The 14,947-nt window shown below is 34.1% G+C and carries 12 protein-coding genes; 1 reads left to right on the top strand and 11 read right to left on the bottom strand.

Annotated features, from left to right (window positions below):
* Positions 1 to 23: 23 nt before the first annotated feature.
* The 11 genes from G601_RS21950 to G601_RS21935 form a co-directional block, all read right to left on the bottom strand.
* Positions 24 to 839: a glycosyltransferase family 2 protein gene (locus G601_RS21950; RefSeq protein ID WP_051205592.1), complete on the bottom strand. Its 816-nt coding sequence runs from the start codon at positions 837 to 839 to the stop codon at positions 24 to 26.
* A gap of 17 nt (positions 840 to 856) precedes the next feature.
* Positions 857 to 1,711 (bottom strand): sugar nucleotide-binding protein, encoded by an 855-nt coding sequence (locus tag G601_RS0104700; protein ID WP_026664637.1) that lies wholly within the window; start codon positions 1,709 to 1,711, stop codon positions 857 to 859.
* Positions 1,708 to 2,754: a polysaccharide biosynthesis protein gene (locus G601_RS0104695; protein ID WP_026664636.1), complete on the bottom strand. Its 1,047-nt coding sequence runs from the start codon at positions 2,752 to 2,754 to the stop codon at positions 1,708 to 1,710. Before G601_RS0104695 ends, G601_RS0104700 begins: the two co-directional genes overlap by 4 nt.
* Positions 2,755 to 3,972 carry a glycosyltransferase family 4 protein gene (locus G601_RS0104690; protein ID WP_026664635.1) on the bottom strand — a complete coding sequence of 406 codons (1,218 nt, stop codon included), beginning with the start codon at positions 3,970 to 3,972 and terminating at the stop codon, positions 2,755 to 2,757.
* A 963-nt stretch (positions 3,973 to 4,935) separates the two neighbouring features.
* Complete coding sequence (locus G601_RS21945) at positions 4,936 to 6,336, bottom strand: sugar transferase (RefSeq protein ID WP_051205590.1); 1,401 nt, start codon at positions 6,334 to 6,336, stop codon at positions 4,936 to 4,938.
* Positions 6,337 to 6,918: 582 nt separating this feature from the next.
* The gene (locus G601_RS21940) at positions 6,919 to 7,149 is read right to left on the bottom strand and encodes a hypothetical protein (protein WP_035790322.1); all 231 of its coding nucleotides are present in this window, start codon (positions 7,147 to 7,149) and stop codon (positions 6,919 to 6,921) included.
* Between the two features lie 48 nt (positions 7,150 to 7,197).
* Positions 7,198 to 8,028, bottom strand: a complete 831-nt coding sequence (locus G601_RS0104675; protein WP_026664634.1) for a GNAT family N-acetyltransferase — start codon at positions 8,026 to 8,028, stop codon at positions 7,198 to 7,200.
* A 4-nt stretch (positions 8,029 to 8,032) separates the two neighbouring features.
* Positions 8,033 to 9,556, bottom strand: coding sequence for an amino acid adenylation domain-containing protein (locus G601_RS0104670; protein WP_026664633.1), 1,524 nt, complete (start codon positions 9,554 to 9,556; stop codon positions 8,033 to 8,035).
* Positions 9,557 to 9,586: 30 nt separating this feature from the next.
* Positions 9,587 to 10,924, bottom strand: a complete 1,338-nt coding sequence (locus tag G601_RS0104665) for an MBOAT family O-acyltransferase (RefSeq protein WP_207638018.1) — start codon at positions 10,922 to 10,924, stop codon at positions 9,587 to 9,589.
* Positions 10,925 to 11,245: 321 nt separating this feature from the next.
* Complete coding sequence (locus tag G601_RS0104660) at positions 11,246 to 12,745, bottom strand: hypothetical protein (RefSeq protein ID WP_026664631.1); 1,500 nt, start codon at positions 12,743 to 12,745, stop codon at positions 11,246 to 11,248.
* Positions 12,746 to 13,511: 766 nt separating this feature from the next.
* Positions 13,512 to 13,793 (bottom strand): hypothetical protein, encoded by a 282-nt coding sequence (locus G601_RS21935; protein WP_155834461.1) that lies wholly within the window; start codon positions 13,791 to 13,793, stop codon positions 13,512 to 13,514.
* 92 nt (positions 13,794 to 13,885) lie between these two features.
* Between G601_RS21935 and G601_RS0104650 the strand changes: the two genes are divergently transcribed.
* Positions 13,886 to 14,413 (top strand): Abi family protein, encoded by a 528-nt coding sequence (locus G601_RS0104650; RefSeq protein ID WP_026664630.1) that lies wholly within the window; start codon positions 13,886 to 13,888, stop codon positions 14,411 to 14,413.
* Positions 14,414 to 14,947 lie beyond the last annotated feature (534 nt).

Here is a 14,947-nt window from a genome sequence, read left to right as displayed (position 1 = left end):
ATTCCTTATTGTTATCAACACGATCAATTATTTTCGTTTCTTTTAGTCTTCTTTTGAGATAAATATATGATAATCTTTCTTCTGCAGTACTTAATGTCTTCATAAAATATCAAAAACGGAATTAAGAAAGGACTTATATACCTATTCTTCCCCGCTCTCTTTATCATCTCTTTTACACCAATATGCATTTTATCAACATTACCAGATAGACCACTATCACCAAAGGCTCTTTTTCCTCCACCACAAGTTACAAGTGGTTCATTGATATAGTATAATCCACACTCACTTGCAAGTTTCAAAAAAAACAAACCCTCTTCCGCATGTGTCATATCCTCAGGGAAATAGTTTCCATCAACAAACACTTTTTTATCAAATATTAATGATGGCGTACATGGCCAGCATTTAATGCAGTACAAAAGGGGTGATATCCTATATATATCACTACCTTTTTGTATTCCTAAATGGATTTCTTCTCCAGTTCTATTACTTCCAATAGCCCGTATATTTTGGTATTTATTTAGAACGCTTTCTTGAACTGCAATTTTTTTTTCATCCCAAATGTCATCTGAATCTAGAAGGGCAATCATATCTTCTTTTGCTACTCTAATTCCATTGTTTCTTGCTGCTGCTGCCCCTTTGTTTTCCTGTCTTATATACTTTATGATTGGATTACAAAGTGAAAGTAATTGTACTATTTCACTCGATTTATCAGTAGATCCATCATCTACCACAATTATTTCTTCGATAAGATCATATCTTGTCTGTCTAACAACCGATTGTATTGTGCTTTCAATTGTTTTTTCACTATTATACATTGGGATTACTACGCTATATTTCATCTTGAATTACCATCTTTTTAACAATAATGCTTATATAGATATTTATATTTATTAATCCATTGAGACATTTCTTTAATCATATCCACATAATCAGGCACTTTGAAAGTAAGGCCATCTTTCTTGTTTATTAGCGATTTGTCCATCTTAGGCTCATTCACAGGACTAATTACTATTCTCTGCAATCTAATATACTCATTACATAACTTCAACAATTCATACTTGGATATAGATTTATTTGGAACAACATTATACAAGCCGCTCAATCTTTCTTTTGCAACAATCTCTATACATTTAGCAAGTTCAAGTGTCGTTAATCCTGTCCACATTACATTTTGATATCCATTAACTGTATTATCCTGAGCCATAAACCAATTAAGTAAACCTATTCCGTTTGGATCTAAGTCTGGACCAATTATAGAGGTTCGTAATGTAAAATCTTTATCGTTCTCTATTTCTCCCAATGCTTTAGATCGGTCATAGAATGTTTCACCGTCTCTAATATCATATTCAGTGTAGCCACCTCTGTTTCCAGAAAAAACACAGTCGGTACTTATCTGTATAATCTGAGTATTGTTACGTGTTCTAGTAATATCTTCGAGGTAGTGTGGCAGGTATGCATTTAAAAAGACTGCTTGGGCTTTATTGGTCTCAGCGAACTGATTCAAAACACCAATACAATTTACTATGCAATCATAATCACCATTAATAATTATTTCCGCCAATCCTTCCAAATCAAAAGCATCCCCAATGACAGTTTCTATAAATTGAGATTTTCTTCTGGCAAACCCTATGACATCATGCCCTCTCTCCTTAAGATATATTGACACTGTGTGTCCTGCCATACCATTGCAGCCCAAAATTAAAAATCTCATTCACTTTCACCTTTCGCAGAATTCCATTCATCTAATGCTTCTACTACAAGACCACAAGTTAATAATTTCCGCTTTATTTCCTCAACATTTAACCTTTTTGTATTATTTGAATTAAATTCTTTCAATTCACTTCTCTTGACATTGCCTTGTGACAGATACTTTTCGTAATTAAGATCCCTATTATCTGCAATAACTCGATAAAACTTTCCACAGTCAACTGCCCTAGCACATTCCTCATTAGTTAATAAAGTTTCATACATTTTTTCGCCATGTCGAATACCTATTGTCTCGACAGGGTAATCCGGAACTCCAAATAATTCCTTAATAGCAGTTGTAAGATCTGCGATTGTACTTGCATCAGCCTTCTGTACAAACAAATCTCCTTGAGAACCATTCTCAAAAGCATAAAGAACAAGATCAACTGCTTCATTCAGATTCATAATAAATCTTGTCATAGTTCCATCTGTTACTGTAAGCGGTTGTCCTCCTTTTATTTTATCCAAAAATAAAGGTATTACAGATCCACGTGATGCCATAACATTTCCATATCTGGTACAACAAATTCTAGTTTTTTCGGGATCAGCTGTTCTTGCTTTTGCAATGATAATTTTCTCCATCATTGCTTTGCTTGTACCCATTGCATTAATAGGATATGCTGCTTTGTCTGTGGATAAGCAAACTACCCTTTGTACTCCTGCTTCAATCGCTGCGGTCAAAACATTATCTGTTCCAATTACATTAGTCTTCACTGCCTCCAGCGGAAAAAACTCACATGAAGGAACCTGTTTCAAAGCTGCAGCATGAAAAATGTAATCTACTCCTTGTATCGCGGGACGTATTGTATTGATATCTCTAACATCACCTATATAAAATTTTAACTTGGAATTATTGTAATGATGTCTCATGTCATCCTGTTTTTTTTCATCTCTTGAAAATATACGGATTTCCTTAACATCAGTATCAATAAATCTTTCCAGCACAGCATTTCCAAAAGATCCCGTTCCACCAGTTATCATCAGTATCTTATCTTTGAATTCACCCATTTATTTTTGTTCCTCCACGATTTCTTTAACAAGATTAACATATTTAATTGCATTTACAGCACTCGAATAGTATTTTTCACCACAAAGCTTGGCATTGCCTTCCAAGAGACTTAACATTTCTTTATTATCAGCTAGCTCTCTAATCTTTTCAGCAGCCTTCTCATAATCAGTACGAGAGACACATATGCCAAACTTTTCTGAGTTTACTTTTCTATAGAAATCTGATTTCTTTTCGCACATGCAAAGAGATGTACGCCCACATGCCATAAGTAATGTACATTTACTAGGAAAGCTTGTATAAATAACTCCTTTTGAAAGTGGAACAAATTCGATATCACATGCACTATAAACATCGTTGATAATACTTGAGTCTTGCCAAGGGAAAAACCTTATATTAGTGAGTTTATTATCTAATGCCTCTTTCTTAAAGTCATCTTCAAAGCCTCCAGTTCCAATTATATGAATCTCAATGTTAATATCATTTTTAAGTAATTTTGCAACCTCTATGACAGCATGATAATTGAACGTATATCCAATATTCCCTGCATATTGAATTATAAATTTTGATCTATCAATTTCATATTTCTTGATGAACTGATTTTCTTTTTCTTTGACCTCCTTAACAGCCGATGAATCATACCAGTTTGGTATAATAACAAGCTTTTCTTCCTCTATATGTTTTCTGAGAAATGTTTGTTTCATATCCTCAGATATGACAACAATCCTACTGCTCGTTTTATATACATAATTCTGAAGCACTGACAGCACAAAAAAAACTGCCTTGTTGTTTATTGCCCCAAAGAGATGTGGTCCATCGGGAAACACATCAAAATTGTTATATACAACAGGCTTCTTAAGATATTTATGTAGAAGAAACGATGAAAAAAAAGCTGTATGCGTTGATTGGAGTATAACAGCATCAATTTCATCAATGTGCTTCTTCCATTCCTTTGATGCATTGATCTGATATAACATCCCATCTTTATATCGATCAAAAAACTTTCTTTTTTCAACTTTCCCCCTAGGAATTATTGAATATGTAAACCCCTTACGATTTTTAATAGAATCTGGAATATCTGGATAAAGCCCTTTTGAATGGCTTGTCATCAAATATACCTCTATCCCATTATCAAGTAATGTGTGCATCGTAGTGAGCGCTAAGTGATTCGTACCATTTGGCGTATCGAATCCCTCAAAAATAAAATATAAGATTTTCATAATAAGCTTTTCGTTATTCCTCCATTTTTGACTCAATGTTCTTAAATGTATGTCTTACACTTACTATCCCTGTAGAAGTTCGCCAAATGTAGCTTTGTAGTTGAATAGATATGCTTTTGTTTATCATAAAAGATCATTGATGATCTGAACACAAACTGCTTAACACCACCAGTATCAACATTCCGAGCTGTTCCAATCGCAAGACCTTTGTTTAAAGCGTAGTACTTCTTTATCTATTCCCTCACTTTTCCCACATCTGCATAAATCAAGCCAACTACGTGAACATATCATCATAGTACTTTCCTTGTTCATCAGCAAACGGATGAGAACGCCAACTACCATCAATCATATCAATTGTTAAATGCATTGTTATGTAATATTCAAAGCATTCTTTAACGCCTATGCTTTTGAAAGACATATAAATATATGTAAATTTCTTCAGTTCCCTGTCTATTAGTGCTTGTATATATTTTTCTACAATTCTCTGAATTATGTGTCTCCAACCACGCCTGAAAATGGGTATCTTATTTCGGCAGTACTTTTAGCATATCTTTATGTGTCTCACCCCAGCACTTATGTGCCTTTCAGCGATTTCTCTAATCTCATCCCCTTAAGAATTCAGATTAATATATCGACGCAATATGAGATTTCTCTGGCACATTACGCAAGTTCTATCCTTGTTTTACTCTTTCCGACCACAATTCTGTACAAACCGCACTATTTCGGATGTATTTTGAGATATAGCTTCACCATACGAGTATAAATTATTCTTCACATTCACTATTGGTAGCACTATTACCAGATTTCTTAGCAGAATCATTGTATAGTGCAACGACATGTCCATCAAACTATTTGAATATACTTATAATTTTTTATTAACTTATACTTCTATAAACTAACAACTATCTTTAATAAGCATACGAATTAGAGTAACACTTATCTCATTATAAAGCAACTTCTATATTATATATCCTCATCATGCATATGCTTACTTTCTTCTTCTGTAAATCCTTCCGTACTCTCTTTCTGTACAAGAATCTTCACAGTCTCAAATATAATCTGCAAATCCAGGAGCAGGGAGTAATTTGTTATATAGAGAAGGTCAAGCTTAAGCTTATCAAGGGCTGTGGTGTTGTATTTTCCATACACCTGAGCATATCCTGTTAGTCCTCCCTTCATCTTATGTCTTAAGTTAAACTCTGGTATTTCTTCTGAATACTTTTCAACATGTTCCCACCTCTCAGGCCTGGGACCCACAATTGACATGTCTCCTTTTAATATATTAATTAGTTGCGGAAGTTCATCTACTCTGCAGGCACGGATAAAGTTTCCGACCTTAGTTATCCTATCATCCTTCTCTCCTGCAGGATGAGGTCTTCCATCCTTTTCAGCATCCACTATCATTGATCTAAATTTCAAGATCATGAACCTCTTGCCACCGAGTGTAACTCTTTCCTGCTTAAAGAATACTGGTCCGCCATCCTCTAAATGTATTGCCACAGCTGTTATAAAAAACAATGGGCTAAATACAATGAGTGCTACAAGACTAAGCAAAATATCAAATGTCCTCTTTAGATATCTTTGTGTAACAGTTATTCCATTATTTCTATTTAAAAATAATGGTGCATCAATTAGGTTAAGCTCTTCAGAATTTTTCACAAGTATGTCAGATAATTTGGGAACAAAATACACTCGCTTATCAAGTTCATAGCATATTTTCAGAATTTTATTCTTCTTATGCGCAGGCAAATCGTTTATGAGAACTGCATCATATCGTTTAATTCTGTCACTGATTTTCTTCTCATCTTCGTTGTGAGAAATATGATCTATAATATCATATTTATAATGTACACCATTTATCTTGCTACACAGGTCATTCTCGTAATCACCATACACCTCAATAATTCTGAGCGGAGGGAATATTTGCCTATAAATATTCACCATAAAAAATACAAGTACACAATTTATAATGAGCTGTATTATAAATGTCACACCATATAATGCTAAAAATTGAAAAAAGAATCTGAACTGTCCTGTTATAGCACAGGATACAAAAATCTCTATAAAATTTACAGCAAAAAGAGCAAGAGCCTGTCCTGCCATAATATTGGCGATACGTTCCACACCTATGGTAAATGCATGGAGCCATTTTCCTATTATGGTATACAGGATAATGTAAATTCCAAGTGCCATTCCCAGGTTACCAAGTCCCATAAGATAACCGGTATTATTATGCGTTTTAACAAACTCATGCCAGAACAAAAAGAAAATACCTGCTGCTATTGCAGTAAGTATAATCTTGCATATGAATCTATATATGTATTTGCTATTTCTTCTTGATGTGCCAGGCACATTTTTACTCATATATATGTTTCTCCTGATTATTTACATGTCATTATATGATGCAATATCGAAAGCATATTATAGCATAGAGGAAGGTGAAGGGCAATTGAGTGAGATATTCGTATTATAAGCGGCAAGATTTTGCCACAAAGCAATCATTGTCTTACTATTCTTGAAAATGTTGTATATGCCAAAAAGGAGTAACCATCATCAATGCTTTTTTATGAATTCAAACAAAGGGGTATATACATAATACCTAACTCCATCAGTTAGAGAAATATGTTATCGACTCAATAAATCTGTCGCGGGATGACGCAACCCCTCTGAATTATTTCGCGCTTACCAAAGAGCATTTATTGATTTACACTTAAAATTGACCTAGGGACAATTTTACTTGACAATTAACAGTACTTACGCTTAATCACATAATCATATTTTACAGTAAAAGCCCGTCTTCGAGGCATGGTTTTTGAGTTAATACAATATTTCACATTGAAAAAGGCCGCGCACTAATTGCTTAGTACGTCAGCCCCTTTCTCCGTCACTATATTCTGCCTTTACTGTAAAAAACAATAGTAGATTTAATTCAAATAAAAAATGATTCTACTTTGAGCATAACATTTTTATTGTAGATATAATTCTATTCTTATTGCCCAAATATTCAGCCTCATAAAACTCTTCGTCAATTTCAACATCAAACTCTTCTTCCAGTTCGCTAATCAACGAAATAAATGAAAAAGAATTAACTATACCATCATCTAACATATTATCGCCAGAATAAGTCAATAAATCTTCATTTATATCTTTTAAAATCTCCAGTATTTTTTCTTCCATTATTTTATCCTCCTTTATCTCTCTATTCGTTATATTATATACCAAATCTCAAATATTCGTTGTTTCACCACTAGTATATGTCTTTTTGTACTGTGTATTCCGAGTAAAACCAATTTGTTCATGCATCTTTATGCTTTGAACATTACTATCTTCTATCCAAGCAAAAACCTTTTTACAATTATGCATATTAAAGCACCTATTCAATAATTCTTCACATAGAATAGCCCCAACTCCTGGAAATTTTCCATCACGAAAAACAAACTCTTCAACCCCCGTATTACCGTTAATTTTGTAAATATTACTGCCCGCATATCTCCCTTCAACTAAGCATGAAAACGAGCATACCTTTGTAAGATAATCCGCAAATTGTTTTCTTAATGGTAGCATATCGGCAAAAGGATCAAAGACATAAAATATTCTTTTCAAATACTCTTTATCTGAAACATCTGTAATCTGAAATCCTTTCATATTATGGGGCCTAATTTCTTGCTTATCCAGTTCCCACATATGATACGACTTATACTCTTTAAATCCGTTTTGTAAAAGTTTCTCCACTACAAAACCTTGTTTTTCTTTTCCTTCAATCTCTATAATATCACAACATACCAAGCTATTTTTGACAGATTGAGGAAATTTTGAGACATCAAGATCTTCCACTCTCCCAATAGCATATGAAAACTGGTAACAATCATCCTTCCTTTTTAGCACGTATACATTATCTACATCCTGCGCAAAGAATATTTCTGTATATTTGATATCATCATCTGTTGTACTATTTAGAAATTGATAATTTGTATAAAAATGACCTTTACAATCTTTTTTTATAGGTTTTATCAACTCTTTTAACTGAGACTCATCTTGCAGAAGCTTCCACTCCATATATTCAAATCATCTCCTTCAATTTGTTTCTGTCAATTTTCCCATTATCATTAAGTGGCATAGAATCCAGTTTAATTATCTTCTCTGGAAGCATATATGAAGGAACAAGCTTTGCTAGCTTATTTCTAAGCTCTTCTCTATCAACCTCACAAGTAGATGTTACAAACATCACTATCCTTGAATGTTTAGTATCATATAAACAACAATTCCGAATAATTGTTTCAAATGATGATGCCGCAGTCTCTATTTCTCCAAGCTCAATTCTATGTCCTAGATGCTTGATTTGAAAGTCCTTACGCCCATTATATATTAATTCCCCATATTCATTATATGAGGCCAAATCTCCCGTACGATAGATTTTTTCTTCATATCTGTCATTCAATGGATTCTGAACAAACGCTGTATTAGTTTTTTCCGGGTTCTTGTAATAGCCAACTGCGAGACAAGTCCCCTTTACGCAAAGTTCTCCAATCTTACCCTGTTGATTAGTCGTGATCAGATGATTTTCTTCATCTAAAAGCAGAATTTCTGTATTTGGCATTGGTTTCCCGATAGGAAGAGATTCATCATTAGAAAACTCCCTATCTATCGTATAGAAAGTACAGGCATCTGTTATTTCCGTAGGGCCATATAAATTTGAGTAGACAGCATTTGGAAGATATTCTCTCCAAAAATTTAGTTCCTTGTTAGGCATCACCTCTCCGCAAAACAGCACTCTTTTTATAACATTAGTCATATCGACTTTTTTTAACGCTTTGAGCTTAGCTACCATAATCAATTCTGTTGGAACCCAAAAGATGGTATTTACTTTGTTAGTTTTTAGATATTCAAGCAACTCAAATGGTTTTGAAAACAATTCTTTAGGTATTATATAAAGTGTTGCGCCTGTCTTTAATGTTGAATAAATATCAAGTATAGAATTATCAAAATAAAAGGGAGCCTGACTTCCAAAAGCATCTTCTTCACAGATACCAAATTCCGAGGTCACCCAATCTATGTAATCTATTACTGAGCGATGCCTAATTCCCACACCCTTGGGCACTCCAGTACTTCCAGAAGTAAAAAGAACATACAAAAGATCCGTGTCAAGAATACTTCTAGATACAGGAGTAACTATATCGTTATCGTTTTTGGAAGGTAATATATCCTCATATATCAGATATTCGCCCTCAAATGAATACTGTTTAAATTTTTCCTTCAATTCCCGTGTAGTGATTACTAACTTTGGTGCCAAAATCTCCAATATCTTATTAACCCTTGATTCTGGCATATCAACATCTATCGGTGAATAAAAACATCTGCTATACGCAACACCAAGAAACGCCACGAGTACCTTAGCACTTTTCCCCATGAAAACAACTACCGGTTGTTGATGCCCAATTCCAGAATCAATTATCTCTCTAGCTATTGCAAGAGATTTTGTACGATATTCAGTAAATGTCACCATTCCATGTGAGTCAACTATTGCATTCTTTTCTGAATATTCTTCAGCAGAAGTATCCAACCATTCTGTTATACTTATTTGCATGTTTTCCTCTTCTCCTACATTACCTATATATTAAAATCCTTTATAAATAAATTCAGCAGAACTATATCCTGGACCATATTCACCCAATACCACAATAGTAACAATTAGCACTACCCAAATCATCCATCTAAATAGTATTGGTTGCTCTGCTATAAGATTTCTTACTCGACTACCCTTACAATTTATGTAATCTACTATAAATACAACAAGCATTCCAAGAAATACAATTTCTGCATCTGTCTGTGTAAAACCATATGTATATATTTCTCCATTAAAGAGTTTCCATATCCTAAACTCCACAGTGATTTGTTGAAAAAGATACAAGAAACCATGAAGTCCTTGTTTTGCTCCGTTTACAACTATCAATCCTGAAACCAAGTAGAAGAAATCAGTTCTTATCACTTGAAAAAGCTTCCATCCAAATGATTCGGTTCTAAAAGAGCACCTCTTATTTATCCATTGAAATACTGGTGTAAGTATATTGCTCATAGTTGTAAGTACAGCCCAGTACATCCCCCAAACTATATAATCATTTCCAGTACTATGCCATAATCCTGTAATAAGCCATACCGCAAACGAGGGTACCATAAGTGCTATACTTTGGCCCAAATGGTTTCCGAACCGATTCCTACATCTCTTATTTAACCTCTTAAATAATTTACTTTGGACAATCGGCATATAAATATAGTTTCTAAACCATTCAAATAGTGTTATATGCCATCTTCTCCAAAAATCAGTTACTGATGTTGATAAAAGTGGACTCCTAAAGTTCTCTTCCAATGATATCCCCATAGACTCTGATGCCCCTATTACTATATCCATACATCCAGAGAAATCCGTATAAATCTGTATAACATTCAAAATAGCAGCCGCCACTATCTCGGCTCCTGCATATCTAAAAACGTCTCCGAATACTACTGAAGTATAAAGAGAAACGCGATCAGATATGACCATTTTTTTTAATAACCCCCAGAGCATACGCTGTAATCCATTACAAAAACGATCATAATCAAATTTAGGAATAGCTTTGAACTGAGCTATCAATTTATCGTAATTACTGATAGGTCCTTCCACAATTATTGGAAAAAATGTAACACTCGCAAACAACAAGAAAAAATTATTAGTGAATTTAATCTTCCTTTTATATGCTTCTATCAAATATCCTACAGAAGAAAATGTATAATATGAAAGACCTAATGGTACAAGAATTTTCCCATAAGAAAGTTGTGATAGTGAACTAACTACTGTCCAACCACATATCTTCCCCACTTTTGTATATATCAAAACCGCTATTGTTAATATGACACCTATAGTACAAGGCAGTATTGTCTTCTTTTTATATTCTTTCCAATAACTCACCTCTTCCATTTTGGAAAGATTATTTGGCTTCGTCATCTCTCCCCTAATGTAAATTCTGTTAATAATCTGTGAAAACACATATAAAATAGAAGTATTTGCTATTACTACCCCAAGAACGTTTAACCCTCCGACCAAACAATAGAAGAATAGATTCCCCAAAATGATAACTGTTACCTTCATCCAGTTCTTAGGCACTATAAAGTAAAATAATAGGAATACACTAAAAAACACAAGAAATGGTATAGAATTATATGACATTCCCCAAAAGCCAAACAAAAAGCCCATCTTTATGCTTTCATCCTCTCAAAAACATGAATCACTAGAACTTATTTACAAATGCTCCATCACAGTTCTATTTCCATCATCGTAAATCCTAATTACGTCAATCACCTCATCGTAATTATTGTCAAATACTGTAATATAAGTTCCATCCTTCGAAAACAAAAAGCTGTCTTCACCTATACTTAGCATAGTCATCATGCCACAGTTTATAGAATAACTTAGATTATCAGTTCCGAGAGTAGCTGTATATGGATTATCAAGTGAAGTATCACTGCAAAATAACTCACTATCACCAACAAATACACGTATAATATTCTTACTAGAATCTTTAACTTTCCAGGGAATATATGCATTCTTTATTTCTGAATTCTTAGACGTAATTAGTATTGTATTCTGATCTGAATCAGCCTTTAAAATCCAAGAATCAATCTCATTAATTTCCTTAAGCTGAAGATTGCTGTTCCGAGCCTCGTTTACTCTAGTTATTGCATCATCAACACAATTCTTTTTTTCTTTATCCTTTTCCAATGCATTAGCAACATACGTATCCCAATCACTATAATCAGAATTTTCTCGATGATCCAATAGATTATAATGTTCTTTAACGTAAGCAGCCATAAAATTCGTATACTTTTCCGCCCCATAAACATTACAATGGCCTTCATTATAGAAATCTCTTGAGAAATCCAAACCTATTTCATCATAATACTTATTACAGTTAATAAACCTAAATCCTCTATCTTCCACCATCTTTTCTGCAACATTATATGTTGCCATAGCAGTTTTAGTTACCCATCCCGGGGAGACAATAAAAAGAGCATTTAAATTGTTATCTTCGCAGAACGAAAGTAATTTTTCCATGCACCTTTTATTTCTATCTGTTAAGATTCCAATTTCATCAGTCTGATTGTCTGGATATGTCAAATGTTCATAATACATATCTACAAATTCAAATCCCTTATCCGTACTAGGAAGATTATTATTAATATACTTGAAAGAGTCCTTATTTAATGTATTCAATTTTGTATGATACTTGGCTAAATCAAAACAATATGACCAATAATCCACTGAAGAAATATTTATATCAGACATATAATAATCAAAACAATCTTTTATACACTCCATACGAATTGCAGAAATGTCAAGTGAATCTATTCCATTACGTAATCCGCCTTCATGATCCACGATTGTATCTGAATCAGAATTATCTATCTGCCTAAGATCAATTATGTAAAGGTCCGGATTCTGGGTTTCCATCGCATATTTCACATAACTCTTAAGCATAGGGGGCGATATAGCATTAGTAGCAAGATTATATGATGTGATTCCGTAATTCTTCCATGCCCTAAATGGTTCCCAGGCGACAAATGTCCCACTTGCTCCAACACATACAACATCAATGTTCTTTTCTTTCTTTATGCCCGTGATATGGTTTCTATCGTAAGATGTATTTCTAAACAGATATGTCAGTCTTGTTACAACAAAACAAACCAACAGAATAAAAGCTATCGTTTTTATTATAGTAAATATTGTCTTTCTTTTAGCCATTATATATCCTTTTCCTCAGGTCCTGCATACCCAAAAGCAGTCCAATAACACCAAGGTGATAATGAACTCTTTATCTATTACTTCTAATCTTCAAAAAAGTGTACTTTCTTGGTTATAGGTTAATCAAAAACATGTACATTCCATAATAACTCTTTTTACTATAAAAATACAATGGTAGAGCACATATATATAATAATTTATAACAAATTACATTTGAGTTGGAACTCTCACATCTCCAGTGTTAATACCATTACTGGAAAAAGACTTCATATAACAATATCTATTGAATTCTAATAGATTTGCATCACCAGCTTTATAAATGACCTATAAAACCTTTTTCCAGAACCAAACTCTTATATGAGGATCTTCCCTGATGGATGCTCATGAGGAGCAAACTTGAGGAATTGGTTTGAGGGTTATTTGTGAGTGTTTAGCCTTAAATAATAAAAAAACAGGATTGATCAACATAATCTGTTGTTTAATCCCGTTTCTTTTTTGAATGATCATTGTTTTTCTACCTTCTCGTATGATACTTCTGGGGAAAATACAACAAAGAAGGAGAATACATGAATAATATCACAGATATATTATACCTTGAAGATACCGACCTCTGTATAAGTCAAAGGTACCCTTAAGCATCAAATTATTTTTATAATAGTCCTTATTCTTGAACGCTCTAGTTATCACATCATGTAGCCCCTTGCCCTCATTCTTATGTACCCCTTAACTTGTAACAATCTCTTTATGCATGTAACCTAAAGTCCCGTCATTTTATACCAAGGTTTGAGCATGTCGGGACATTTACCCCCATGAACTCATAGAGTTCACACTGCTTTGCTGTTATCTCCGATAGATGATGTGCCTTTCCAGGCTGCTGATAATACTCAATAGTATCCAGTTCATCAAGTAATGACTGGATTGTGAACTTGTTAAACAGGCCATTTTCATCCATCTGCTTTTTGATATAAGACACCATCTGAAGTGCTATAAACTGAATAAACAGCTTGCCTTCAAAGTCTTCTTCTGATGCGACGGACATTCGTCGCATGGAAAGTCTTTCTTTGAGATTGCCAAAGGATTTTTCAATAAGATCCTTGAGGCGGTAGATGTGATGATTCTTGTAACATCCGGACAGGATTCTTGAATCATCATTGTGGTGATATAATTGTTAAGTATGATGGCGCGTATCCGATCTGGGCTTTTCTAGAGGTTATACCTTTTGGACGTCTTGTTTCGTTTTATGGTTTTTGCGCAGACAGATTTGCCGATAAGAATATGAAAAATAATTATTATAGGTTATTAACCTGTAAAGAAATACGAAATGCTTCTGCTCATAGTAACTGTATTCTTAATGATTTGAAGGCAAGAACAGCAAGCCATGATACCAATGCTGGAGTTACAAAGGCGTTGATGAGTATCGAGGGCATGAATAAAAATTTTAGAAAGAATCGAATGAGCAATGCAAGAATTCAGCAAATTGTGACTCTTCTTTATATGCACAAAGAGATTGTCACGAGTGAAGGCGTACATAAAAAAGCGGCTAAGGACCTTCAGGATGTGATCGCCAGGGCATTCAAGAATAATGATTATTATAAGAACAATCCTATGCTCAAGGGTACTTTTGATTTTCTGAAATTGGTTGTTGACAGTTGGTTTACTCCTGAGTAAAATACAAGTACAAAGAAAAAGTTCGACTTTTGCAGAGCGGCATTGCACATTGTGTGATGTTAGCTCTGTTTTTCGTTGTATAGTTATTCTTGCCTCAAGTTGGTTCCAATCTATTCTTTGGTCTGTCAGCCTTCACCATAATGAGCTATAGCAACTTATTGAGCATCCAACACCGGTGGCTTACATCTTTTTACACGGTCTATAATTGGATACAGCATTCTGAAGTGTAATCTCTATCTTGCTGTGGCTAAGACTGGAACATCCATCCTTATGATAACATTCTCCCGTTTTTGTAACATACACTATGGTTTCTCCACTTGCAGCCATCCCTGTATGTGTACCACGCTTTTACATAGAAGCCGCTTGCCGTCCATCCGTAAGCGAGATATATTGATTCGTCGTCACTATACGCCATATCAGGAATATCAGTAATGGGAGCGCATAAGCTATTATCGAATATAGTTGCAAGCTCTGGGATAGAGATATCCTGGATTATCGGATTAACATGACCTTCATGGGGCCTGACCCCATATG

This window comes from Butyrivibrio sp. FC2001 (assembly GCF_000424125.1).
Lineage (GTDB): Bacteria > Bacillota > Clostridia > Lachnospirales > Lachnospiraceae > Butyrivibrio.
The sequence above is the reverse complement of the archived record's forward strand: the minus strand, read 5'-3'. Positions and strand labels throughout refer to the sequence as shown.

Bases quoted from the DNA above. Each gene is read 5' to 3' on its own strand.
- G601_RS21950 (WP_051205592.1), bottom strand. From the start codon at position 839: ATGAAATATAGCGTAGTAATCCCAATGTATAATAGTGAAAAAACAATT.
- G601_RS0104700 (WP_026664637.1), bottom strand. From the start codon at position 1,711: ATGAGATTTTTAATTTTGGGCTGCAATGGTATGGCAGGACACACAGTG.
- G601_RS0104695 (WP_026664636.1), bottom strand. From the start codon at position 2,754: ATGGGTGAATTCAAAGATAAGATACTGATGATAACTGGTGGAACGGGA.
- G601_RS0104690 (WP_026664635.1), bottom strand. From the start codon at position 3,972: ATGAAAATCTTATATTTTATTTTTGAGGGATTCGATACGCCAAATGGT.
- G601_RS21945 (WP_051205590.1), bottom strand. From the start codon at position 6,336: ATGAGTAAAAATGTGCCTGGCACATCAAGAAGAAATAGCAAATACATA.
- G601_RS21940 (WP_035790322.1), bottom strand. From the start codon at position 7,149: ATGGAAGAAAAAATACTGGAGATTTTAAAAGATATAAATGAAGATTTA.
- G601_RS0104675 (WP_026664634.1), bottom strand. From the start codon at position 8,028: ATGGAGTGGAAGCTTCTGCAAGATGAGTCTCAGTTAAAAGAGTTGATA.
- G601_RS0104670 (WP_026664633.1), bottom strand. From the start codon at position 9,556: ATGCAAATAAGTATAACAGAATGGTTGGATACTTCTGCTGAAGAATAT.
- G601_RS0104665 (WP_207638018.1), bottom strand. From the start codon at position 10,924: ATGGAAGAGGTGAGTTATTGGAAAGAATATAAAAAGAAGACAATACTG.
- G601_RS0104660 (WP_026664631.1), bottom strand. From the start codon at position 12,745: ATGGCTAAAAGAAAGACAATATTTACTATAATAAAAACGATAGCTTTT.
- G601_RS21935 (WP_155834461.1), bottom strand. From the start codon at position 13,793: ATGCGACGAATGTCCGTCGCATCAGAAGAAGACTTTGAAGGCAAGCTG.